Source organism: Ruegeria atlantica, assembly GCF_947495585.1.
Classification (GTDB): Bacteria; Pseudomonadota; Alphaproteobacteria; order Rhodobacterales; family Rhodobacteraceae; genus Ruegeria; species Ruegeria atlantica_G.
Window position 1 is genome coordinate 111324 of sequence record NZ_CANLZK010000008.1, and the last position, 21926, is coordinate 133249.

21 protein-coding genes are annotated in these 21926 nt (G+C 59.0%); 13 read left to right on the forward strand and 8 right to left on the reverse strand.

Translation table 11 applies throughout. The annotated features are described in order from the left end of the window. The first annotated feature begins 1 nt into the window (after position 1). The 5 genes from QMP16_RS14715 to rarD all read left to right on the forward strand — a co-directional run bounded on the left by QMP16_RS14715 (position 2) and on the right by rarD (position 6539). Positions 2–1054 carry a zinc-binding dehydrogenase gene (locus tag QMP16_RS14715; RefSeq protein WP_282152993.1) on the forward strand — a complete coding sequence of 351 codons (1053 nt, stop codon included), beginning with the start codon at positions 2–4 and terminating at the stop codon, positions 1052–1054. 12 nt (positions 1055–1066) lie between these two features. Then, complete coding sequence (locus tag QMP16_RS14720) at positions 1067–1960, forward strand: homocysteine S-methyltransferase family protein (protein WP_282152994.1); 894 nt, start codon at positions 1067–1069, stop codon at positions 1958–1960. Positions 1961–1970: 10 nt separating this feature from the next. Further along, positions 1971–2945 carry a GlxA family transcriptional regulator gene (locus QMP16_RS14725; RefSeq protein ID WP_282153047.1) on the forward strand — a complete coding sequence of 325 codons (975 nt, stop codon included), beginning with the start codon at positions 1971–1973 and terminating at the stop codon, positions 2943–2945. Positions 2946–3034: 89 nt separating this feature from the next. After that, the gene (locus QMP16_RS14730) at positions 3035–5488 is read left to right on the forward strand and encodes a GcvT family protein (protein ID WP_282152995.1); all 2454 of its coding nucleotides are present in this window, start codon (positions 3035–3037) and stop codon (positions 5486–5488) included. Positions 5489–5633: 145 nt separating this feature from the next. After that, complete coding sequence (gene rarD / locus QMP16_RS14735) at positions 5634–6539, forward strand: EamA family transporter RarD (protein ID WP_108861142.1); 906 nt, start codon at positions 5634–5636, stop codon at positions 6537–6539. On the opposite strand, the gene QMP16_RS14740 is transcribed toward rarD, so the two are convergent. Together QMP16_RS14740 and QMP16_RS14745 are read right to left on the reverse strand one after the other, a co-directional pair. Beyond that, the gene (locus QMP16_RS14740; protein ID WP_282152996.1) at positions 6530–7240 is read right to left on the reverse strand and encodes an SGNH/GDSL hydrolase family protein; all 711 of its coding nucleotides are present in this window, start codon (positions 7238–7240) and stop codon (positions 6530–6532) included. The two genes, rarD and QMP16_RS14740, sit on opposite strands and share 10 nt — an antisense overlap. Before the next feature lie 2 nt (positions 7241–7242). Further along, positions 7243–7653, reverse strand: coding sequence for a nuclear transport factor 2 family protein (locus QMP16_RS14745; protein ID WP_108861144.1), 411 nt, complete (start codon positions 7651–7653; stop codon positions 7243–7245). A gap of 97 nt (positions 7654–7750) precedes the next feature. Here QMP16_RS14745 and QMP16_RS14750 point away from each other — a divergent pair, with 97 nt between their 5' ends. After that, on the forward strand, positions 7751–8398 hold the full coding sequence (locus QMP16_RS14750; protein ID WP_282152997.1) for an RluA family pseudouridine synthase: 648 nt from the start codon (positions 7751–7753) through the stop codon (positions 8396–8398). A 2-nt stretch (positions 8399–8400) separates the two neighbouring features. On the opposite strand, the gene QMP16_RS14755 is transcribed toward QMP16_RS14750, so the two are convergent. Continuing rightward, positions 8401–8586, reverse strand: a complete 186-nt coding sequence (locus QMP16_RS14755) for a hypothetical protein (protein ID WP_058272537.1) — start codon at positions 8584–8586, stop codon at positions 8401–8403. A 103-nt stretch (positions 8587–8689) separates the two neighbouring features. Here QMP16_RS14755 and QMP16_RS14760 point away from each other — a divergent pair, with 103 nt between their 5' ends. The 4 genes from QMP16_RS14760 to QMP16_RS14775 all read left to right on the forward strand — a co-directional run bounded on the left by QMP16_RS14760 (position 8690) and on the right by QMP16_RS14775 (position 11667). Continuing rightward, complete coding sequence (locus QMP16_RS14760; protein WP_282152998.1) at positions 8690–9379, forward strand: helix-turn-helix transcriptional regulator; 690 nt, start codon at positions 8690–8692, stop codon at positions 9377–9379. Between the two features lie 108 nt (positions 9380–9487). Further along, entirely contained in the window at positions 9488–10159 is a 672-nt protein-coding gene (locus tag QMP16_RS14765) for an OmpA family protein (protein ID WP_282152999.1), read from the forward strand. A 115-nt stretch (positions 10160–10274) separates the two neighbouring features. Beyond that, entirely contained in the window at positions 10275–10817 is a 543-nt protein-coding gene (locus QMP16_RS14770) for an NADPH-dependent FMN reductase (protein ID WP_108861149.1), read from the forward strand. A gap of 49 nt (positions 10818–10866) precedes the next feature. Further along, positions 10867–11667 carry an FAS1-like dehydratase domain-containing protein gene (locus tag QMP16_RS14775; RefSeq protein WP_282153000.1) on the forward strand — a complete coding sequence of 267 codons (801 nt, stop codon included), beginning with the start codon at positions 10867–10869 and terminating at the stop codon, positions 11665–11667. Here the strand turns inward: QMP16_RS14775 and QMP16_RS14780 are convergent. Then, on the reverse strand, positions 11659–12699 hold the full coding sequence (locus QMP16_RS14780) for an NAD(P)/FAD-dependent oxidoreductase (protein WP_282153001.1): 1041 nt from the start codon (positions 12697–12699) through the stop codon (positions 11659–11661). The genes QMP16_RS14775 and QMP16_RS14780 overlap by 9 nt on opposite strands. Positions 12700–12748: 49 nt before the next feature. Between QMP16_RS14780 and mnmD the strand changes: the two genes are divergently transcribed. Together mnmD and QMP16_RS14790 are read left to right on the forward strand one after the other, a co-directional pair. Continuing rightward, positions 12749–13414 (forward strand): tRNA (5-methylaminomethyl-2-thiouridine)(34)-methyltransferase MnmD, encoded by a 666-nt coding sequence (mnmD, locus tag QMP16_RS14785; protein ID WP_282153002.1) that lies wholly within the window; start codon positions 12749–12751, stop codon positions 13412–13414. Further along, entirely contained in the window at positions 13411–14280 is an 870-nt protein-coding gene (locus QMP16_RS14790) for a DMT family transporter (protein ID WP_282153003.1), read from the forward strand. Before mnmD ends, QMP16_RS14790 begins: the two co-directional genes overlap by 4 nt. Here QMP16_RS14790 and QMP16_RS14795 read toward each other — a convergent pair. Then, positions 14254–16218 carry a lytic transglycosylase domain-containing protein gene (locus QMP16_RS14795; protein ID WP_282153048.1) on the reverse strand — a complete coding sequence of 655 codons (1965 nt, stop codon included), beginning with the start codon at positions 16216–16218 and terminating at the stop codon, positions 14254–14256. The two genes, QMP16_RS14790 and QMP16_RS14795, sit on opposite strands and share 27 nt — an antisense overlap. A 133-nt stretch (positions 16219–16351) precedes the next feature. Between QMP16_RS14795 and dapA the strand changes: the two genes are divergently transcribed. After that, on the forward strand, positions 16352–17224 hold the full coding sequence (gene dapA / locus QMP16_RS14800; RefSeq protein ID WP_282153004.1) for a 4-hydroxy-tetrahydrodipicolinate synthase: 873 nt from the start codon (positions 16352–16354) through the stop codon (positions 17222–17224). A gap of 126 nt (positions 17225–17350) precedes the next feature. Here the strand turns inward: dapA and QMP16_RS14805 are convergent, their stop codons facing one another. From QMP16_RS14805 to QMP16_RS14815, 3 genes are all read right to left on the reverse strand, one after another. Beyond that, a complete protein-coding gene (locus QMP16_RS14805) occupies positions 17351–18223 on the reverse strand; it encodes a dimethyl sulfoxide reductase anchor subunit family protein (protein ID WP_282153005.1) in 873 nt (290 codons plus the stop codon). Next, the gene (locus QMP16_RS14810; protein ID WP_108861155.1) at positions 18223–18972 is read right to left on the reverse strand and encodes a 4Fe-4S dicluster domain-containing protein; all 750 of its coding nucleotides are present in this window, start codon (positions 18970–18972) and stop codon (positions 18223–18225) included. The genes QMP16_RS14805 and QMP16_RS14810 overlap by 1 nt, the downstream gene beginning before the upstream one ends. Before the next feature lie 91 nt (positions 18973–19063). Beyond that, entirely contained in the window at positions 19064–21877 is a 2814-nt protein-coding gene (locus QMP16_RS14815) for a molybdopterin oxidoreductase family protein (protein WP_282153006.1), read from the reverse strand. Positions 21878–21926 lie beyond the last annotated feature (49 nt).

A 21926-nucleotide genomic window follows, 5' to 3' on the forward strand; every position in this document is an offset into this window, starting at 1 on the left:
GATGACCACGCCCACCAAAATGTCTGGCGTTTACTTGACGCGCCACGGCGGCCCCGAGGCGCAAGAATGGCGCGAGGACATTCCGGTTCCAACGCCCGGACCGGGGCAGGTCCTGGTTCGGGTCGCGGCCGCAGGGGTAAACAACACCGACATCAATACACGGGTCGGCTGGTATTCCTCGGACGTGACCGGGGCAACGGACGCCGTTGATCAGGATGTTGATGCCGGAGGCTGGGGAGGTGCGTTGGCGTTTCCGCGCATTCAGGGTGGCGATCTATGTGGGATAGTCGAATTGGCAGGGCAAGAGACCGGGTTTCAATCCGGGCAACGGGTGACCTGCCCGATCAACTTGCCGCGCCCACGCCCCGGCAATCCGACTGGCTTTATCGCATTAGGCTCTGAAATCGACGGAGCATTTGCGCAATATTGTCTGGTTCAGGCCGACGACCTGTACGACGTGACGACCTCACCTCTGTCAGATGTCGAAATCGCCGCCATCCCCTGTGCATTTGGCACAGCCGAAAATCTATTGACCCGCGCTGGCGTGACTGCCGGGCATAAGGTGCTGGTTACCGGTGCCTCGGGTGGCGTGGGCCTTGCCGCCGTGCAACTGGCGGCGCTACGTGGGGCGACGGTTTGGGGCGTTACGGGTTCAGCCAAGGCCGAGGTGGTCAAAGCGCAGGGTTCCGTGGACACCTTTGACCGCAACGCGACGCTGCCCAAGGACCTGTTCGACGTCGTGATCGACGTTGTCGGAGGCCCGGCCTGGCCCGGCCTGATCCTGGCCCTGAAACCCGGCGGTCATTATGCCGTTTCCGGGGCAATTGCAGGGCCGATAGTGAAGGCTGACCTGCGTGAGATCTACCTGCGCGACATCACGATTCACGGCTGCACACATCAGGCATTTGAAGTCTTTGGCCGCCTTGTCGAGATGATGAATGCGGGCCGCATCAAGCCTTTGGTTTCCAAGACCTATCCACTAAGAGACATCGCCAAGGCGCAGGAGGACTTTCAGTCCAAGGCGCTGCCGGGAAAACTCGTTCTAATTCCGTAGGAAGGTTGGCAAATGGCGGATATCACGCTTCTGGATGGCTCGATCGGGCAGGAACTGGTCAAACGCAGCGGGGACAAACCCACGCCGCTGTGGTCGACGCGCGTGATGATCGACCATCCTGAATTGGTGGAGGAGGTCCATGCCGAGTACTTCCGCCGTGGCGCGACGGTTGCAACGACTAACACCTACGCGGTCCATCGTTCTCGGCTGGAGCGTCTGGATATGGAGGATCAACTGCCCGATCTGGTCCGTGCTGCGGTTACCCAGGCGAACCTCGCACGCACGGGCGGTTCCGGGCGCGTCGCCGGGGCGCTGGGTCCTTTGCTGGCGTCTTATCGCCCTGATCTGAACCCTGATGTGGAAGACGCCGCCAAAAAGTTTGCCGAGTTGGTTACCCTCATGTCCGATGACGTCGACCTTTTCCTGATCGAAACCGTTTCCTCGGTGCAAGAGGCCGAAGGGGCCCTGCGTGGTACGGCTGAGGCAGGCAAACCGGTCTGGCTGGCGCTTTCTGTGATGGATGATGACGGAACACGGCTGCGGTCCGGTGAACCGCTTGCCGATATTGCGCCTCTTGTGGATCGGTTTAACCCTGACGCTGTTCTGATAAACTGTTCGCGCCCCGAGGCTATTCCCGCTGCGCTCAAGGTCATAGCCACGATGAGGCGACCATTTGGGGCCTATGCAAACGGGTTCACAGGGATTGCACAGGATTTCCTGAAAGACGCGCCGACTGTCGACGTGTTGACACAACGCCACGATCTTGGACCCGAGGCTTATGCCGATCATGCCATGGAATGGGTAGCGCAGGGGGCAACGATTGTTGGCGGATGCTGCGAAGTCGGGCCGGATCACATAGAGGTCCTTGCCGATCGATTGCGGTCCGCTGGGCACCGGATTGTCTGAGAGGAACGTGATGCCATCGCCGTCGAACATCCCGGCTTCTAACGCGCAGCGACATTTCGACATCGTTGTCGCACCGGGCTATGTGCTGCTGGAACTGGCGTCATTGGTTGAGGTGCTGCGGCTGGCCAACCGCGTTTGTCCGAGCCCGCCATTCACCTATGCCTATCGCTCTCTGAGGGGTGGCCCGGTCGCCAGCAGCAGCGAGGCGACGATCCAGACCGACCGCATTCCGTCGCAGCCCAACGCGGACTATTTGTTCGTCATCGGAAATTCCGACCCCGATCATCCTGATCTGTCGCTGGGGCGTGTTGTGTCGGATTATACTTTCCGCGACGCACAGGTCTTTTTGCTGTCCGAAGCTGCAAGCCGCTATATCGACGAGCAGGGGACAGAGGACATGTCGACCCACTGGGAAAACGCGTCCTTCTTGCGTGAACGTCGCGCCCAGTTCGAGGCCAAACTGTCGATTGCCACAGAACAGGGCGCCGTGGTGACCTGCGCCGGGATGGAGGCCACTACCGATGTCGCGCTGGCCGTGATCGGGCGTTACATTTCCGGGCCAACAAGAATGACCGTGGCCGACATCATGCTGCACGAAAACATTCGGGATTTCTCGTCTCTCCAGCCATTTTCCGGATCAAAGACCACCGCTACAGGTGATGCCAAACTGGACCAGTGCATCAAGGTGATGCAGGCCAATATCGAAGACCCGCTGCCGATTAACGAAATCGTCGAAGCGCTAAAGCTTTCGAACCGATCGCTGGAACGGAAGTTCAAGAACTATTTCGGAACCACACCAAACGGCTTTTACCGCGAAATGCGGCTGGCCAAGGCCAATAACCTGCTGCTGAACACAACGATGAGTGTTCGCGAAATTGGTCTTGCCTGCGGGTTTCCCAACGGTTTCTCGTCAGTCTACAAGAGCTTTTTCGGCGTAACCCCCTTTGTGCTGAGACGCGAAAAACGGCAAGTCAAACAACGTTGATTTTTGCAAATGGGCTGACGTTTTTCGTGCATTCTGTGTCGCTCTTCCGTGTCATTTTGGGTGGAAACTCATAAAGCGGAATCATGAGAATGGCTGATCTTCCAAACAAGGCCCGTGTTGTCATCATCGGTGGTGGTGTCATCGGATGTTCGGTGGCGTATCACCTGACCAAGAAAGGCTGGAAAGACGTTGTCCTGCTGGAGCGTAAGCAGCTGACCAGCGGCACGACCTGGCATGCGGCGGGTCTGATCGCTCAGCTGCGCGCAACGGCGAACATGACAAAGCTGGCGAAATACAGCCAGGAACTCTATGGCTCGCTCGAAGAAGAAACCGGTGTGGCTACAGGCTTTAAACGCTGTGGGTCAATCACTGTTGCGCTAACCGAAGAGCGCAAAGAAGAGATCTACCGTCAGGCGGCCATGGCGCGCGCTTTCGGCGTCGAGGTCGAAGAAATCGAGAATGAACGTGTTCAGGAGCTGTATCCCCACATCAACCTCGAAGGCGTGAAGGGTGCTGTTTACTTACCGCTGGACGGTCAGGGTGACCCGGCCAACATCGCCTTGGCATTGGCCAAGGGCGCCCGTCAGCGTGGCGGTATCGTCAAAGAACGTGTGAAAGTCACTGACATCGTCAAGCAGGGCCGCAAGGTGACCGGTGTAGACTGGGTCGCGGATGACGGCAGCGCATCTGGTCATCTCGAATGCGACATGGTGGTGAACTGCGCCGGTATGTGGGGGCATCAGGTCGGCCAGATGGTTGGTGTGAACGTGCCGTTGCACGCCTGCGAACACTTCTACATCGTCACCGAAAGTATCGAGGGCCTGACGCAGCTGCCGGTTCTGCGCGTTCCTGATGAGTGCGCGTATTACAAAGAGGACGCTGGCAAAATCCTGTTGGGTGCATTTGAACCGAATGCCAAGCCCTGGGCGATGAACGGTATTCCTGACACCTTTGAATTCGACCAGTTGCCCGAGGATTTCGACCATTTCGAGCCGATCCTCGAAGCTGCGTGTGAACGTATGCCGATGCTGGCCGAAGCGGGTATTCACACCTTCTTCAACGGGCCCGAGTCGTTTACTCCCGATGACGCCTATCATCTGGGCCTCGCGCCTGAGATGGACAATGTCTGGGTCGCGGCGGGCTTCAACTCGATCGGCATCCAGTCCGCCGGTGGCGCTGGCATGGCGCTGGCCGAATGGATGGACAGCGGTGAAAAACCGTTCGATCTGGGAGACGTGGACATCAGCCGGATGCAGCCGTTCCAGGGAAATAAGCAGTACCTGTTTGAGCGCTCGAAAGAGACGCTAGGCTTGCTCTACGCTGACCATTATCCCTATCGCCAAAAGGCCACTGCGCGCGGCGTGCGTCGGACCCCATTCCACCACCACCTGCTAGAACAGGGCGCGGTCATGGGCGAGTTGGCGGGTTGGGAACGTGCCAACTGGTTCGCGAATGAAGGGCAGGAGCGCGAGTATCAGTACAGCTGGAAACGCCAGAACTGGTTCGAGAACTCGGCTGCCGAGCATAAAGCCGTGCGCGAGAATGTCGGCATGTATGACATGTCGTCCTTTGGCAAAATCCGCGTTGACGGCCCCGATGCAGAGAAGTTCTTGAACTATATCGGGGGCGGCGATTACTCGGTCCCGAATGGCAAGATCGTCTATACCCAGTTCCTTAACCGCACAGGCGGGATTGAGGCGGACGTGACCGTCACCCGCCTGACCGAGACCGCTTATTTGGTGGTGACCCCGGCAGCGACCCGTTTGGCCGACCAGACCTGGATGCAGCGCCATGCGGGCAACTTCAACGTCGTTGTCACCGATGTTACTGCGGGTGAGGGCGTTCTGGCCATTATGGGTCCAAATGCGCGTACGCTGCTTGAAAAGGTCTCGCCCAACGATTTCACCAACGCGACCTACCCGTTCGGCACCGCACAAGAAATCGAGATCGGCATGGGCCTGGCCCGCGCCCACCGTGTTACCTACGTGGGAGAGCTTGGCTGGGAAATCTATGTCTCGTCCGACATGGCAGGTCACGTGTTCGAAACCTTGCACGAAGCAGGTCAGGATATGGGGTTGAAACTGTGCGGCATGCACATGATGGATAGCGCCCGGATCGAAAAAGGCTTCCGCCACTTCGGCCACGACATCACTTGCGAGGACCACGTCGTCGATGCCGGTCTTGGTTTTGCGGTCAAGGTCGACAAGGGCAGCGATTTCATCGGGCGCGAAGCGGTGATTGCGCGCAAGGAAAGCGGACCGCATAACCGCTTGGTTCAGTTCAAGCTGACCGATCCGGAACCGCTGTTGTTCCATAACGAACCGATCATCCGGGACGGCGAGTATGTGGGCTATCTGTCCTCAGGCAACTACGGCCACACGCTAGGCGGTGCGATCGGTCTGGGTTATGTGCCCTGCGAAGGCGAAAAAGCCGCTGACGTTTTGGCTTCGACCTACGAGATCGATGTGTGCGGCGTCAAAGTCAAAGCCGAGGCGTCGCTCAAGCCGATGTACGATCCAAAATCCGAGCGCGTTAAAGTTTAACGCCAAGGTTCGACACACGGGGCGCTGCGGCGCCCCGTTTTCTTGGTACAAATCAATTTTCTTGATGCGACCGTTCACGGTTTTCGCAGTTTCCAAACCCTCCGGAACAGCCGTATAGACAAACGGTATCACCCGGAGATCCATGATGGCGGACGTCGCAACATCACCCCAGAATGAGGACACGCCAAAAGGATTGGCTCTGGCGGTGACCGCCTACGTTCTTTGGGGTTTCCTGCCGCTTTACATGAAAGCTCTGGCGCATATCGGGCCGGTCGAGATCGTGGCGCATCGGATTGTATGGTCGGTGCCTGTGGCCGGGCTGTTGCTGGTGGCGCTAGGGCGAACCGGGGATTTGAAGGCTGCCTTGCAAAACCCGAAAATGCTGGGCATGGCCTGTCTGACAGCGGCTTTGATCTCGGTGAATTGGGCCATTTACGTCTGGGCGATTGCCAGCGGTAACGCATTGGACGCAGCGTTGGGCTATTACATCAACCCGCTGTTCAGCATTGCGCTAGGGGCAATCCTGTTACGTGAGCCTTTGAATCGTACGCAATTGGCGGCAGTGGGGTTAGCTGCTTTGGGTGTTTTGGTATTGATCGTCGAAGCGGGTCGGTTGCCGTGGGCCGCGCTGGCCCTGACGGTCAGTTGGGGTTTTTATGCTTTCTTCAAACGCTCGCTACCCATCGGCCCCAATCAGGGCTTTCTGCTAGAGGTTCTGATCCTGCTGATCCCAGCCTTGGTCTACATCACTTGGTTGGGCGCAAAAGGAACCGGCCACTTTGGCGCTGCCGCTGGGGACACCATGCTGCTGGCCTGTGCCGGCATCGTCACCGCTGTTCCGCTGCTGGTCTATGCCAACGGGGCCAAATTGGTGCGATTGTCCACAATGGGAATCCTGCAGTACATCGCGCCGACGATGATCTTTATCACTGCGATTACCGTGTTCGGGGAACAGATCGATCGGGGCCGTATGATCGCCTTCCCGCTGATCTGGGCGGCTTTGGTGGTCTATACGATCCCGATGATCCGTCAGATGCGGGGTCAGCGCTGATGCAATAAGTCGGCCGCGGCCTCTGCCCACAAGCGATAGGCTTTGGGGCTTGGGTGATATCCGTCCGGAGCAGCCAGTGCCGGGTCATCCGGAAACTCCAATGACAGGTGCCGGGCTTGCGGGAATGTCGCAGCGGCCTTTTGCAATCCCCGATCCAGCCGGGCCGCCTGTCGCCCCAGTGCCCAGGCCAGCGGCTGGGGCAGAGCCGGAAAACGGTTCATTTGTGGCACGGCAGTAACCACGACACGTCGAACACCCAGGTTGCTCGTCAGATGATCCAGAAGTTGGGTCTGCAAAGCCGTGAACTTTTGCCGGGATACTCCACGCGTGACGTCGTTTACACCCAAGGCTGTGACGGCGGCGTCATAGCTGCCTTCAAGGCGGTTCAATCGTTCCAGCGTATCCTGTGTTGTGTGACCCGTCGTCGCCTCCAGTCGCCACTCCACGCTGTAATGGCGGGCCAACCGCGCCACCAGAAACCCCGAAAGCGCCTGTTGCTGTCGCCCCGCTCCCACACCCGCTGCCGAGCTGTCACCAGCGATGAGCAGCCGCAACCGGGGGCCGCGCCCTTCGCGCCCTTGGCGCGGGCCGGACGGTTCGGGCAGCAGCTGAGCGTTACGACGCACGGAAATCGCCTGTGCTGCCAGAACCGGCAACAGTGGGACACGCAATATCTGATCGGCGGCAATCGGGGCAGTCATGGTTAGCTGAGCGCGTTTTTGTATTCGAGGAAGCGGGCGTCCGTCATAACCCGAGCCATCATCGCCTCGCGCAGGGCACCAATGGTTTTGTAGGGGCGCATGACCACTTCGAAGTTTTGGATCAAACCCTCATCGTTCAACGTGATCAGATCGACGCCGACCGCGTCCAGATCCCCGACCTTGCATTGAAATTCCAACGCCCAATCTTTGCCTTCACCCATAATCCGGCGATAGCGGAAGTCGGAAAACACCTGTCCCACGTGACCCAGAACCGCTGCCACCGGTTCGCGTCCGGTCCAGGTGCTGTAGTACGTTGGCGGGGAAAACCGTACGTCTTCGGCCAGCAATTCGTGGATCAGGGTTTCATCGCCCTTGGCGACAACGTCTTGCATGCGCTCGATTGTGGGGTGCATGGTCTCTCCTCTGCTTTGGGTCTGAGAGTTGCTGAACCGATCCGTTCAGGCAAGGACGACGTTGCGGGAACCTACGCCGTGCGATAGGCAGGCGCGCATGAGCGAGACCTATGATCCCCCGAATACGCCGTTGGATGTGCTGCATGAGGATGCACAGCTGATCGTGGTGAATAAGCCCTCGGGTCTGTTGTCCGTGCCGGGGCGTGGCGCGCATCTGGCGGATTGCTTATTGACCCGCGTGCAAGCGGCGTTTCCACAGGCTTTGCTGGTGCATCGGTTGGATCGGGATACCTCGGGTGTCATGGTGTTTGCCCAGTCACCGCACGCTCAGCGTCATCTGAGCATGCAGTTTGAAAAACGCCAGACCCGCAAAGCCTATGTTGCGCGCGTTTGGGGGCGTGTCGAGCAAAAGACCGGAACCGTCGATCTGCCGTTAATTGTGGATTGGCCCAATCGCCCGCTCCAGATGGTCTGTCACGAGACTGGAAAATCCGCCGTCACGGATTGGCGGTTTGTGAAATTCGAAGGTGAGACAACGCGCGTCCGGTTGTTTCCCAAAACGGGCAGGTCGCATCAGCTGCGCGTTCATATGCTGGCGCTGGGCCACCCGATTCTGGGCGATCCATTCTACGCCGAGGGCGAAGCGCGCGATTTCCCGCGTCTGATGCTGCATTCTGAGGAATTGCGCCTGAAAAGCCCCGAGGGCGGAGTTTCGATGAAATTCCGCGCCCCGGCTGATTTCTGACCTCAGGCCGTGCTTGTCCACAGCATCTTGAGGTTGCCCAGCGAGAACCGCTTGGTCCGTTTGCGCGGTGCGCAGGGCTGACGGGCAGCCATAATTTCACGTTCGATCTCGAACGCACGCAAAGTGTGATCCTGCGCCCAGCGGTCCAGTTTCAATGTCATCATCACGTGATTGTCGAGGTATGGCATGGTCGACCTCCCTTGGTTTGTTTTCCAAAGATCGCAGATCACTCCTGACACCACCCTGTCAGTGGGGTGTGCTAGGATGTCAGCAGACCGCCCGGAGAACCTTATGCGCCGCTCAACCCGACTTTTTGAAATCATCCAGATCCTGCGTTCGGCCGAAATGCCTGTGACAGCGGAGGCGCTTGCAGAAAAACTGGAAGTGTCTGCGCGTACCGTCTATCGCGATATCGCCGCTTTGCAGGCACAGCGAACCCCGATCGAGGGTGAAGCCGGCGTGGGATACTTGATGCGGCGGGGATATGACCTGCCACCGTTGAATTTCGACGCTGAAGAGGTCGAGGCGCTGTGGGTCGGGTTGTCGATGCTGGCGCGCACCGGGGATAGCACCCTGCAACAAGCTGCGGACCGTGTTTGCCGCAAGATCGACGCTTTGCGCGCGCCTGCAGATTGGCTGCAAGTCGCCCCATGGGGTGCACCGATGGATGATCCGGCCAAGGGGTGCGTGCCTGTCGTGAACTATCGCGAGGCCATTCGCTCTGAACGCAAAATTCGCATCACCTATGTGAATGCCGAAGGCGAGCGAACCGAGCGGATCGTCAGGCCCGTCGCCCTGATCTACCACATTGAATGCACGATGTTGGCGGCGTGGTGTGAGCTGAGGAATGGTTTTCGCCATTTTCGTACGGATCGCATTTGGGCTTGCGACGTTACAGACGATCATTTCTGCGGGCAGGGGGAGCCTCTGCGAGCGATCTGGCAAGACCAGAACCAATTGGATCCTGTTGAACGGCGGTAATTTGCCGACTTCACCCGATTGTTGCTTGAGCCTAAGATAAGGTAACGCGATATACTGCGCCAAACAAAGCGGGTTCGGTGAACGGGCCCCAGAGCAGAAGGTGATTTCATGACGATTTCCAAGAGTGTTCTTGCCGCAGGGCTGTGTTCGGCCATGTTTTTGGGGGCCTGTACGGACCCCGGCACGTTGAACCTGCCCTCGGACCCGAACCAGAACGCCAAGCAGGGTGCACTCCTTGGCGGTCTGATCGGCGCAGGTGTCGGCGCGATTGCCAATGGATCTGATCCGCTTTTGGGTGCGGTGGCAGGCGGTGCGATTGGTGCGGCAGGAGGTGGCCTGATCGGCAACCAACTGGATAGACAAGCCACAGAACTGCGTCAGCAACTGGCCAATCAGGGCATCATCGTTACCAACGCGGGCGACCGGCTGATTGTGACCGTCCCGAATGATATCACCTTTGACACCGACAGCGCGACCGTGCGCCCGGCACTGCGGGCCGATCTGGTCCGGGTGGGGCAGAATCTGGTGAATTACCCCAACTCGAACGTGCAGGTCATCGGCAATACCGACAGCGACGGCGACGCCGCGTATAATCAGGGTCTGTCTGAACGCCGCGCGCGGTCTGTCGCCGATATTCTTCAAGCCAATGGCGTAAGTGGTGCACGTATCTCGACCATTGGTCAGGGAGAAAATCGCCCGATTGCCTCTAACCTGACGCCCGAGGGGAAGGCCCAGAACCGCCGGGTCGACATCGAGATCATTCCGAACGGAAACACATAATGACATGGGCACTTTCGGGTGCCCATTTTTCGCACATTGACTGCGCGTCATCCGGTCTTTGGTGCGTGCGAAAGTTACGCTAGCTATTGGGAAACACCCGAACCGGAGTTTCCCAATGTCTGACCCCATACTTCTGAGCCTGTCCGGCTCATTGCGCCAAAGCGCGACCAACCGCAAATTGCTGCGCGAAGCGGCACGGTTGTTCGAGCCGGGAACGCATATCGAAGCTGATCTGAACCTGCCGCTTTATGATGGTGATCTTGAGGATGGCGAGGGTATTCCTGCCGCAGTGCAAACCTTGTCCGATCAGATCGCGCAGGCTGATGCCGTGATCATTTCGACCCCGGAATATAACAAAGGCCCGTCGGGTGTTCTGAAAAACGCTTTGGACTGGGTCAGTCGAACCGATGGCCGTCCCTGGGCCGACAAACCGGTTGCCGTGATGTCAGCTGCCGCAGGACGCGCAGGTGGCGAGCGGGCGCAGATGGTTCTGCGCGGCTATATGGTTCCGTTCCAGCCTCGTATCCTGCAGGGGCCAGAAATTCATCTGGCCAGCAGCTCGAACGAGTTTGATGAGCAGGGGAAATTGTTGAGCGACCGTTACGAAAGCTCTCTGCGGACACTCATGCAGAAACTGCGTGCTGAGGCTGGGTTCTAAGATCGAGAGGCTGCTTGCCGGGTCTGGTCCGACTGCATAGTCTGCCGCCATGACTGACGAAATACAGACCGATGTGATGGACCCGGCCCGCGCCTCTGCGCTGCTGGCTGCGCTTGGATCCAACGACAGGGTCGCAGAAGGCGATCAACTGCCGCCGTTCTTTCACCATCTGTATTTCTGGTCGCCTCAGCTGCCTGCCAGTTTGGGTCGGGACGGGCATCCAAAGGTTGGGGGCGGTCTGATCCCCGATATGGGCTTGCAACGTCGGATGTGGGCCGGGGGACGGTTGCAGTTTCACGGGCCGCTGGTCGCGGGCTCAAAAGCCGTGCGCCGGTCTGTTCTTGAAAGTGCGGCGACAAAAACCGGACGGACGGGACCGCTGGGGTTTGTTACCCTGCGACACGAGATTTCTCAGGACGGTCAATTGTGTCTGAGCGAATGGCAGGATCTGGTTTATCGGCCTGACCCTTCGGATACTGACATCAAGCCCAAGGCACCCGTGGCCCGTACCGATGAAACCCACAGGCGAGACGTCACCTTCGACAGCACATTGCTGTTCCGATACTCGGCGCTGACCTTCAATGGACACCGTATCCATTACGATCTGGACTACGCGCGGGATGTCGAAGGCTATGACGGCCTGGTCGTTCATGGCCCTTTGCTGGCACAATTATTGATGCTGTTTGCCGAGGATCTGGCAGGTCCCTTGGCTCAGTTCTCATTTCGCGCGTCATCGCCGCTAATGCACTCTGAGACGGCGACCTTGTGCCGGAATGGCCAAGCGATGTGGGTGCGCGGACCAGATGGGCGGCAATGCATGTCCGCCGAGTTTGTCCCGCGATCAGAGTGATGCTTCGGGTCTGAAATCACTTGGGATCGCGTCCCGGTTCTCAAGAACCAGATCCGCCACGACCTCAGCTACTTTCGGGGCCATGCCAAAGCCGATCTTGAAACCACCATTGGCGATGAATTGACCTTTGTGTACCGGGTGCGCGCCCAGCATCGGTGCGCGGCTTTTGCTGCGCGGCCGTACACCCGCCCATCGTTCGATGACCTCTGCGCCATGCAGGACGGGAACGGCCCGCATCGCCCGGTCCAAAACGTCATCCAGAGCTGCATCCGTGCTGGTCGGGTCGTCATAGTCACGCTCCGAGGTCGAACCAATTGCCAACGTCCCGTCCGCATGCGGTATGAAGTGGATTGTGTCCGCAAACAGTTGTGGAACCTCTCCCGCATCAAACCGCAGAAGTGCGGCTTGACCCTTGACGCCGTTGCCTACTGTTTTGCCAAAAGCCTCGGTCAGTTCCTGCAGACCGGCAAGGCCGGTGGCATGGACAACCTGTCCGCGATCTGATGCGTCGGCTACGACCTCGACGCCCATCACCGCCAGTGCGGCAACCAAGGCAGCACAGGCCCGGCGCGGATGCGTGCGAGCGCTGAGTGTATCATGGATGACAAACCCTGTGGGGCTGGGCGGGCACCATGCGCCAACTTCTGCAGTTTCGACGACCCGCCATTCAGCCCGACCCTGCCACAGCTCGGCCGCCGTTTCCGCGCGCGCATGGGCAAGATCCAGTGTTCGGGTGTCGGCGATGGGTTGCAGCCGTCCCAGCCGCGCATATCCGGGTGAGACGCCGCCTGTGGCCTCGACCTGTTTCCAGAATGGTTCGGCCATGATCAGGCTGTCGAACTGAAACGCCTTCTTGGCATTCCAGTTTTCGGGCACATGCGGCGCCAGTGCACCAACCAGGCCACCGCTGGATCCGGCTCCGGGACCAAAAGGGTCGACGATCTGCACTTTTGCGCCTCGCCGTGCGCAAGTCCAGGCGATTGACAGGCCGAAAATCCCTGCACCGCGCACCGTCACATCGACCATTGCCATTCCCCTTTACCTTGTTCAGTGTCGCGCCGCTTAGCTACAGGATTCCCCGATGGCAGACCAGCGCGCCGAACTGACATGGACTGAGGATCAGATCCCGGTCTCGGATCGTTTCGACGATCCGTATTACTCGTTGCAAAACGGGCTGGAAGAGACGCGGCATGTGTTTCTGGCGGGCAATGAGCTGCCTGCGCGGTTCGCACCTGGCTTCCACATTGCTGAATTGGGCTTTGGCACCGGGTTGAACATGCTGACTGTCTGGTCAGAGTGGGAGAGATCGGGCGAGACCACGCCCCTGTCCTTTACCAGTTTTGAGGCCTATCCGATGGGCCCCGCGGACATGTCCCGAGCGCTGGTGGCCTTTCCTGAACTTGCGCCTTGGTCTGACCGGTTCCTTGCGCAATGGGAGGGCGGCACATGTGATTTGGGCACCCTGCGGCTGGAGGTTGTTGAAGGCGATGCGCGTCAAACCCTGCAAGCATGGGTAGGTGCCGCCGATGCGTGGTTTTTGGATGGGTTCTCTCCGGCTAAAAACCCCGAATTATGGGGTGCAGACCTGATGCAGCAAGTCGCCGACCACACGGCCACTGGCGGAACGGCGGCGACGTATACCGCCGCCGGGTTCGTGCGGCGGGGGCTTGAGGATGCCGGTTTCACCGTTACGCGCGCGCCCGGTTATGGCCGCAAGCGCCATATGACCCGGGCAATCAAATCATGACGCAGCAGAACAATTCGCGCGCCGGGATTGCGTTGATGGTCGGGGCGACCATCGTCTTTGCGCTGCAGGACGGTATTTCGCGCCATCTAGCGGGAACATACAACACATACATGGTCGTGATGATCCGCTATTGGTTCTTCGCCGCCTTTGTCATCGCTTTGGCCGCACGTGCGCCCGGCGGATTGAAGACCACCACCCAGACGAGCCAGCTCAAGCTGCAGATATTTCGTGGCCTGCTGTTGGCGGCCGAGATCTGCGTCGCGGTGTTCAGTTTCACTGTGCTGGGCCTGATCGACACGATGGCCGTATTCATCTGCTACCCGTTGTTGATCGCCGCGCTTAGCGGGCCGGTATTGGGCGAACAGGTCGGCTGGCGACGCTGGGCCGCAATCGGCGTTGGGTGCATCGGTGTTCTGATCATCCTCCAGCCCGGTGTGGGTGTCTTTAACCCTTGGGCCATTGTACCGCTGATCTCGGCATTCATGTTTGCAGTCTATGGTCTGTTAACCCGTTACGTGTCCCGCCGGGACAATTCCGCCACCAGCTTTTTCTGGACAGGCGTCAGTGGTGCCGTCGCCATGACGCTAGTGGGAATGTGGTTCTGGGAGCCGATGGCCCAGACGGATTGGGCCTGGATGGCGCTGCTATGCGTGAGCGGCGTTCTGGGACACTGGTTGCTGATCAAATGCTATGAGATGGCCGAGGCCAGCGCGGTGCAGCCCTTCGCCTATTTCCACTTGGTCTGGAGCGCGATCCTGGGAATCTCGGTCTTTGGTGAAACGCTGCGCCCCGAAGTGGTCATAGGCGCAGCGCTGGTTGTCGCCGCCGGGCTGTTCACCCTATGGCGCGAAAGACGCCAGCGTTGACCCGATTAGTTCCTGCGAGAACGGGATCGGCAAGGCAGGTTGGCCAAGACGGGCGCGATAGACCGGTAGGCTTTCCGACACACGCATCACGTAGTTGCGGGTTTCACTGAACGGGATCGCCTCAATCCAGTCGACCACGTCGATTTCACCTGCGCGCGGGTCGCCATAGCGATCCATCCACGACATCGGCCGACGCGGACCTGCGTTATATCCGGCTGCCATCATCACGACGTTTCCGTTGAAATCAGCGGCCAGACCGGACAGGTAATTGGCACCCAGCTTGGCATTATATTGCCAATCCGAAGTCAGCTTGACCGTCTTGTGGCCGCTTAGGATACCCAATTCCTTGGCAACAAGCTTTGCCGTGGCCGGCATGACCTGCATCAGCCCGCGCGCGCCGGCTCCACTGATCACAACGGGGTCAAACTCGCTTTCCCGACGGGCAATGGCCAGCGTCATTTCCTTGGCCATGGGCAAACCCATGTCGGCCACCGGATGCACCGGGTAATAGGCGGCTGGCAAAACCAGGCCGACTGTTGCAGCGCGTTTGGCGATCATCACGGCCAGATGCGGCTGCTTCAACTCGATCACCAAATCGCCCAGCTGATTGGCCTGAACTGGGTCCAACCCTTCAACCAGATGGGTCAGGAACCGTTCAGACAGGGTGTCTTCGTCAGCCTTCAGCAGCAGTAGCCCCGCCTCCAGCACACTTGAATTGGCGAACTCAGCTTGCTTCCAGTGTGGCGCCCGGCGGGGGGTGGCCAGTTCACTATCGAAAGGACGCCCGATCTGCTCCGCCGCCAGCAAGCCGTAGAAAGAGGATTGATAATCTGCACCCATCGCATAGGCGTCATAGGCTTTTTCGGCGTCACCATGGGCCGCATAGGCACGACCCAACCAATACCCGGCGCGTCCTTTCGAGATCGGCGATTTCACCGCGTCCGAGAAGTTCTGGAAATGCCGGATCGCGGTCGCAGGATCATTCAGCTTCCGCAAGGCCAGAAACCCGGAAAGCCACTCCAGATCCGCATAGCCATAGCCCATTTCTGGCGTCATGTGGTGATTGGCAGCAATCTGATACGCGCGGTTCTGATCCCCATTTCGCATCTCAAGTCGGGCCAACCGGCGGCGGCCTTCGGCCCATTTGTCAGGTTCTCCCAACGCATCAGGGCCGGAAGAACGCTCCAGCATCAAGTCAATCGCGCTGTCGTCCAACTCTTTCTTGTCACGCCAGACGAACCTGTCAAAAGCCAAGCCCGGTGAATCACCCAGCGATTTCGGAACTGCCGCCACCTTGCCGTCGACGCCGGGTTGCCGTTTCTGAAGGCCGATCCGCGCCTCAGCCAGTTTACGCTGATCAGCGCTGACCAGCGGCAGCATCTGACCTGCGCTGACAAGGTGGTTGTCCCATAGCATCCGATCCAGACGGGCAGCGTGATGGGGTTTCAGAAGTTTTCCAAAGTTCTCAAGATAGTCTTTTTGCAGACCCGAGCCCATTGGCATCGTCCGCCAGGCCGCGACGATATCGGCTTCAGCATCTCCCTGACGCCCCTTTGCCTTCAATGCGACTGCATAGTTCAATGCACCCTCTGCGGTTTGCGGCGGCTGTTCGGCATAGAATTTAAGAACGCGGTCCGGATCAGCACCAGTAAAGGCGGGCTCACTTTTGCGCCGCAACCAGGCGAGACCCGGCCAGTCTGGACGACGATCCAAAAACACCAGAACGTCACCCGAACTGCCAAACCCTTCGCGAAGCCAGTGCCAGACGATGATGTCCCGAGACACTGAGCCCCGCGCACCAGAAACACGCAGGGCTTCATTCCAGTCCCCCTTGCGCATTTCATTCATACCGGCCCGCAGATCACCTGCGGCGTCGGCCCGCACTTGTGTGCCCGAAATCAGAATTACGACCGTCAAAAACGCCAGAAAGCGTGTCATCCCTTGCATTTCCCAACCAACCAAGGATACAGCCATTCAGGATAAAGCTTGCGCCGTCGGGTTCAACTCAAGAAAGATAGATTTCTGGCAAACCGAGGCGTAAAAATTACAAACTGCACCTAAGGAGCGTGTCATGTTCAAAGGCTCTATGCCAGCCCTCGTCACACCGTTTAGCAACGGCGAGTTGGACCTGAAGACGCTCAAACACTTGGTGGAATGGCAGATTCAGGAAGGCTCCACCGGACTGGTTCCCGTTGGCACCACCGGCGAAAGCCCCACCTTGAGCCACGAAGAACATGAAACTGTTGTGGATGAGGTTGTAAGGGCTTCAGCTGGCCGTGTTCCCGTGATCGCAGGTGCTGGGTCAAACAACACTGTCGAGGCCATCCGGTTTGTGCGATTCGCGCAGAAAGTGGGTGCGGATGCAGCTCTGGTCGTGACGCCTTATTACAACAAGCCCACGCAAAAGGGTCTGCTGATGCATTTCCGCGCGCTGCATGATTGCGCGGATATTCCGATCATCATCTACAACATTCCCGGCCGTTCGATCATCGACATGACCCCTGAAACCATGGGTGAGTTGGCGAAACTGCCACGCATCGTCGGTGTAAAGGACGCAACCGGAGATCTGGCCCGCGTCAGCCAACAGCGCGCGTCCTGCGGCCCGGACTTTTGCCAGTTGTCAGGCGAGGACGCGACGGCGCTTGGTTTCAACGCGCATGGCGGTGTGGGCTGTATTTCGGTCACCGCGAACGTCGCACCCAAACTGTGTGCCGAATTCCAGCAGGCGACGCTGAACGGCGACTATGCCAAAGCGTTGGAGTATCAGGACCGCCTGATGCCCCTGCACGAAGCGATCTTTATCGAGCCCGGCCTCGTGGGTGCCAAATACGCGCTCAGCAAATTGGGTCTGTGCAGCGAAGAAGTCCGCTCGCCCCTGTCCGGGCTGGAAAGCAGCACCAAATCCGCGATCGACGCGGCGCTCCAACACGCCGGCCTTATCTAAGGCGAATTCAAAAAAACAGGCGGCCTCGAACCTCGAGCGCCGCCTTTTTTTGTTCCGGATCCAGACTTCATCTGGCTAAAAATATCCCCGGGGGAGTCGCGGCTAACCGCGACGGGGGCAGAGCCCCTATCGTTTTCCGTAATACAGTCCAACGACATGCTCGGCCTGCGCAAAGAAAAGCCAGCGCGATGTGGCAACGCCGGCAAGGTGCGACGCCACGGCCAGCAGTGCAAAGAAGTGGCCGAACGGCAGTAGCAGCAGGATAACCGGCAGGACAAACGCCAACACAAACGAGATGATGCGCAGCTTTTCAGCATGCTTGCGGCCAACGACGTGAACGAATTCACGAAGCAAATAGTTGGTGCCGGTATGAGGAGGCTCAAATGCGCGCACGGTGCCGCGATCGCCCAATCCGGTAGCCGTGCCCAGATTTGTGCCAGACTCCTCCAGCGCTTTGTCGCCCTTTTTCCAATACAATATCTGCACCAGCGCCGCGATCAGCAGCAGCGGCAGCGCTACCCGGACCTGCCCGGCCAGCAGGGCACCGCCTGCCAGGCTGAAGCTGAGGAACATGGCCGGAGTCAGGTTCATATTCCAGCGGGGAATGGTTTTGAGCTGCGTGTAGATCATCGACGTGGTGAAGACGGTCAGTAGCGAGAACAGCGCACCGATCCAGCCAAGAAGGCTCCAGCGTTGGTCCAGGAAGATCACGCCAATCGCATAAAGCCCCATGACGATCAGAGCGATGACCGCGCACCAGCCTTCGCGACTGAGCCAGCTGGTCTTCCATTGCGTAAACGCTTTCCAGGCCCGCTCGGGGTGGCCAAGGTGAAAGGTGGACGCCATCAGGCCGCCAACGGACAGGGCGTAGGCGATGGCGAAAAAGACAAAAGCGACCCAGCCAGAGACGTCTGGTAGACCGAGGCTCAAAAAGAACAACAGTCCAAAGCCAAGACCCGACAGGGTGGTGAAAATGATGACGGAAGGTGCTGGATGCATCAGAGCTTCTCCAAGGTCTTGTCCAGCCAGCTAAGGAACCCTTTGGGCTCTTCAGCGACCGGGGCCAGCAACGGGGCCAGGATGTCGATCTGATCTTCGACGTTATCCTTGGGCCTTGGCGGCAGGTATTTGTTGACGGGTTTGGTGCCCATTTCCGGCATCAGGTCCATGCCCCCGCGTTCGGCGACCAGTTTGCTGACATCGCTGTCCGCATCGCCCAGATCACCGAAGTGGCGCGCGCCTGCGGGACAGGTACGCACGCAGGACGGAACACGGTCCACTTCAGGCAGGTTCTCGTTGTAGATACGGTCAACACAGAGGGTGCATTTCTTCATCACCCCTTCGGCCTGATCCAGTTCACGTGCGCCGTAGGGGCAGGACCACGCGCACAGGCCACAGCCGATGCAGTCGCTTTCATTGACCAGCACGATGCCGTCCTCGACCCGCTTGTAGCTGGCCCCTGTGGGGCAAACGGTGACGCAGGGCGCGTCCTCGCAGTGCAAGCAGGATTTGGGGAAGTGGATCAGCTGGGCGTGACCTTCCGCCGGTTGCACCTCATAGGAATGCACCCGGTTCAGGAATGTGCCGGATGGGTTGGCACCATAAGCGTCCTGATCGGATAGCGGCGCGCCGTAGTTTTCCGTGTTCCAGCCTTTGCATGAGATGACGCAGGCGTGGCAGCCAACGCAGGTGTCCAGGTCGATGACCAGACCCATCTTGCGGTCGGTGGATGTGGGGAGCTGGGTCATGACTACCTTGCCTCCGCTTTTGTGGTGAGGGCGGGCTGGGGCGCTGCCCCAGACCCCGGGATATTTTTAGCCAGATGAAGCAGGGATCGGATCATTTGCCTACCTTCCATGCCAAATCCTTCGGTCCAGTTCCGACCGGAGATTCAATCGGTGGGAACTCCGGTTGGCTTTCCGCATCCGTTGGTGCGTCAGCTTTTTCGATCTTCACTTTCAGGTCGAACCATGCGGCCTGACCGGTGATCGGATCAGAGTTTGCCCACCGCAGACCATCGCCCTTGGGCGGCAGCAGCTCGTGGATCAGGTGGTTTAGCAGGAACCCTTTGGTGGCCTCGGGCGCGTCTTCTTGCAGAGCCCATGCGCCTTTGCGTTTGCCAATGGCGTTCCAAGTCCAGACGGTGTTTTCGTTCAGGGCCGCCATTTCCATGACCGGAACCGTGATCTCTCCATGCGGCGAGGTCACCTTGGCCCAATCACCGTCGCTCAGGCCATTCTCGCGCATCAGCTTGGTCGGAACATAAAGTGGGTTGCGGCCGTGCAACTGGCGCAGCCATGCGTTCTGGGTTCCCCAGCTGTGATACATTGCCATGGGGCGCTGGGTCAGAGCGTTGACAGTAAAGCCTTCGTTGCCGGTCTGGTCGGTCTCGTACCAGATGGGCATCGGGTCCAATGTCTCTTTGATGCGTTCCCGCAGGTGTTCCGGGGGCTGACGTTCGCCATGGCCTTCGGCGGCAAGCTGGAACTTGCGCATCGGCTCGGAATAGAGCTGGAACAGGTATGGCTGCGGGCTGTCATAGATGCCCATGCCGACAGCCCAATCTTGATAGGCTGTGTTCCATGGTTTGTAGTAATCCGCTCCTTCGGGGATATGGGCCACGTAGAAGCCGCCGTTTTCAATATAGCGGTTCAACTGATCGGGGTTGATCTCACCCCGGCCTTCCTTATCGCCGTTTTCACCACGGAATCCGGCAAGCGGGCCGATGCCGGGCTTGCGTTCGTGATTGACGATATAGTCGGCGTAATCTGTCCATTTGGCGCTGCCGTCTTCATTGGTGAACCCTGGCAGGCCCAAGCGGTTGGCCAGTTCGACCAGCGCTGATTGGAAGCCTTTGACATCCCGGTCAGGCTCAATCACCGGCCAGCGGATTGCGTCGGCTGCAGCATCCGCTTCGCAGATCGGGCGATCGAGCAGCGAGATACAGTCGTGGCGTTCCAGATAGGTGGTATCCGGCAGGATCAGGTCGGCATAGGCCACCATTTCCGACGAATAGGCGTCGGAGTAGATGATATGCGGGATCACATAATCGCCGTTTTCATCCTTGTCCGTCAGCATGTCCATGACACCCTTGGTGTTCATGGATGAGTTCCAGGACATGTTGGCCATGTACATGAACAGCGTGTCGATCTTGTAGGGATCGCCAGCATGTGCGTTCGAGATTACCATATGCATCAGCCCGTGGCTGGACATCGGGTTGTCCCACGTAAATGCCTTGTCGATCCGCGCCGGGCTGCCGTCTGCTTTCAGCGCCAGATCCTCTGGCCCTTGAACAAAGCCCAGATGCGGGCCGTCCAGCGGTGTATTCGGGGTCACCTTGCAGTGCGGTCTCGGGTGCGCCTCGACCGGTTTGGGATAGGGTGGCTTGAAGCGGAAGCCACCGGGGACTTCGACTGTGCCAAGGATAATCTGCAACACGTGCAGTGCGCGGCAAGTCTGGAAGCCATTGGCATGAGCCGAGACACCGCGCATCGAGTGCATGGCAACCGGGCGGCCGATCATCTTGGTGTGTTTTTCGCCGCGGAAATCGGTCCATTCGCGCTCCAGCTCGAACGCCTCGTCAAAGGCAACGCGGGCCAACTCTCCCGCGATGGCGCGGATACGGGTGGCGGGGATGCCGCACTGCTCGGCGATGTTCTCGGGCGCGTATTCGTCGTTGAGGTAGCGTTCTGCCATCAGATGGAACACAGGGCGGTGGGTGACGCCATCCTTTTCAAAGGTGGCCGACAGGTCGGGGCGGACGCCCGGTTTGTCAAACGCCGTCAGCTCGCCCGTGTTGCGGTCAACAACCAGTGGTTTGCCGTCCTCATCGCGCAGGAACAGACCCTTGGTGGGGCCTTCGGACGCGTCGACCAGAACCGGCGCGTTGGTGTAACGGCTGAGATAGTCCAGATCGATCTTGCCGGCCTTCATCAGCACGTGGATCATCGACAGGATGAACAAACCGTCGGTGCCAGGAGTGATCCCGACCCAGTCGTCAGCAACCGCGTTATAACCCGAGCGGATCGGGTTGACGCCGATCACCCGTGCGCCACGGGCCTTGATCTTGCCGATGCCCATCTTGATTGGGTTGCTGTCGTGATCTTCGGCAACACCGAACAACATGAACAGCTTGGTGTGATCCCAGTCGGGCTGGCCAAATTCCCAGAACGCACCGCCCATCGTGTAGATGCCGCCTGCGGCCATATTGACCGAGCAAAATCCACCATGGGCTGCATAGTTGCATGTGCCGAAGTTCTGCGCCCAGAAGCTGGTAAAGCTTTGGCTCTGGTCCCGGCCGGTGAAGAAGGCCAGCTTCTCGGGGTTGTCCTCGCGGATCGGCTTGAGCCAGCCAACGGCGATGTCCAGCGCCTCGTCCCAGCTGATCTCTTCGAACTTGCCCGAACCACGTGGACCGACGCGTTTCAGTGGCGCGCGCAGACGCGAGGGTGCATTGACCTGCATGATCCCTGCCGAGCCCTTGGCGCACAGAACGCCCTTGTTAACCGGGTGATCGCGGTTGCCTTCGATATAGGCAACCTTGCCGTCTTTCATGTGTACGTTGATGCCGCAGCGGCAGGCGCACATGTAGCACGTTGTTTTTCTGACCTCGTCAGAGACCTTGGGAGAGGTATTAATGATTGGCTGGTTCATTTCTGGTCCCTGTGGCTTTTGATCCGATTATTCTCATGAGCAGAGATCA

What these genes read in the sequence shown, in the direction of transcription:
- QMP16_RS14715 (WP_282152993.1), top strand. Translation starts at nt 2, where the DNA reads ATGACCACGCCCACCAAAATGTCTGGCGTTTACTTGACGCGCCACGGC.
- QMP16_RS14720 (WP_282152994.1), top strand. Translation starts at nt 1,067, where the DNA reads ATGGCGGATATCACGCTTCTGGATGGCTCGATCGGGCAGGAACTGGTC.
- QMP16_RS14725 (WP_282153047.1), top strand. Translation starts at nt 1,971, where the DNA reads ATGCCATCGCCGTCGAACATCCCGGCTTCTAACGCGCAGCGACATTTC.
- QMP16_RS14730 (WP_282152995.1), top strand. Translation starts at nt 3,035, where the DNA reads ATGGCTGATCTTCCAAACAAGGCCCGTGTTGTCATCATCGGTGGTGGT.
- rarD (WP_108861142.1), top strand. Translation starts at nt 5,634, where the DNA reads ATGGCGGACGTCGCAACATCACCCCAGAATGAGGACACGCCAAAAGGA.
- QMP16_RS14740 (WP_282152996.1), bottom strand. Translation starts at nt 7,240, where the DNA reads ATGACTGCCCCGATTGCCGCCGATCAGATATTGCGTGTCCCACTGTTG.
- QMP16_RS14745 (WP_108861144.1), bottom strand. Translation starts at nt 7,653, where the DNA reads ATGCACCCCACAATCGAGCGCATGCAAGACGTTGTCGCCAAGGGCGAT.
- QMP16_RS14750 (WP_282152997.1), top strand. Translation starts at nt 7,751, where the DNA reads ATGAGCGAGACCTATGATCCCCCGAATACGCCGTTGGATGTGCTGCAT.
- QMP16_RS14755 (WP_058272537.1), bottom strand. Translation starts at nt 8,586, where the DNA reads ATGCCATACCTCGACAATCACGTGATGATGACATTGAAACTGGACCGC.
- QMP16_RS14760 (WP_282152998.1), top strand. Translation starts at nt 8,690, where the DNA reads ATGCGCCGCTCAACCCGACTTTTTGAAATCATCCAGATCCTGCGTTCG.
- QMP16_RS14765 (WP_282152999.1), top strand. Translation starts at nt 9,488, where the DNA reads ATGACGATTTCCAAGAGTGTTCTTGCCGCAGGGCTGTGTTCGGCCATG.
- QMP16_RS14770 (WP_108861149.1), top strand. Translation starts at nt 10,275, where the DNA reads ATGTCTGACCCCATACTTCTGAGCCTGTCCGGCTCATTGCGCCAAAGC.
- QMP16_RS14775 (WP_282153000.1), top strand. Translation starts at nt 10,867, where the DNA reads ATGACTGACGAAATACAGACCGATGTGATGGACCCGGCCCGCGCCTCT.
- QMP16_RS14780 (WP_282153001.1), bottom strand. Translation starts at nt 12,699, where the DNA reads ATGGCAATGGTCGATGTGACGGTGCGCGGTGCAGGGATTTTCGGCCTG.
- mnmD (WP_282153002.1), top strand. Translation starts at nt 12,749, where the DNA reads ATGGCAGACCAGCGCGCCGAACTGACATGGACTGAGGATCAGATCCCG.
- QMP16_RS14790 (WP_282153003.1), top strand. Translation starts at nt 13,411, where the DNA reads ATGACGCAGCAGAACAATTCGCGCGCCGGGATTGCGTTGATGGTCGGG.
- QMP16_RS14795 (WP_282153048.1), bottom strand. Translation starts at nt 16,218, where the DNA reads ATGACACGCTTTCTGGCGTTTTTGACGGTCGTAATTCTGATTTCGGGC.
- dapA (WP_282153004.1), top strand. Translation starts at nt 16,352, where the DNA reads ATGTTCAAAGGCTCTATGCCAGCCCTCGTCACACCGTTTAGCAACGGC.
- QMP16_RS14805 (WP_282153005.1), bottom strand. Translation starts at nt 18,223, where the DNA reads ATGCATCCAGCACCTTCCGTCATCATTTTCACCACCCTGTCGGGTCTT.
- QMP16_RS14810 (WP_108861155.1), bottom strand. Translation starts at nt 18,972, where the DNA reads ATGACCCAGCTCCCCACATCCACCGACCGCAAGATGGGTCTGGTCATC.
- QMP16_RS14815 (WP_282153006.1), bottom strand. Translation starts at nt 21,877, where the DNA reads ATGAACCAGCCAATCATTAATACCTCTCCCAAGGTCTCTGACGAGGTC.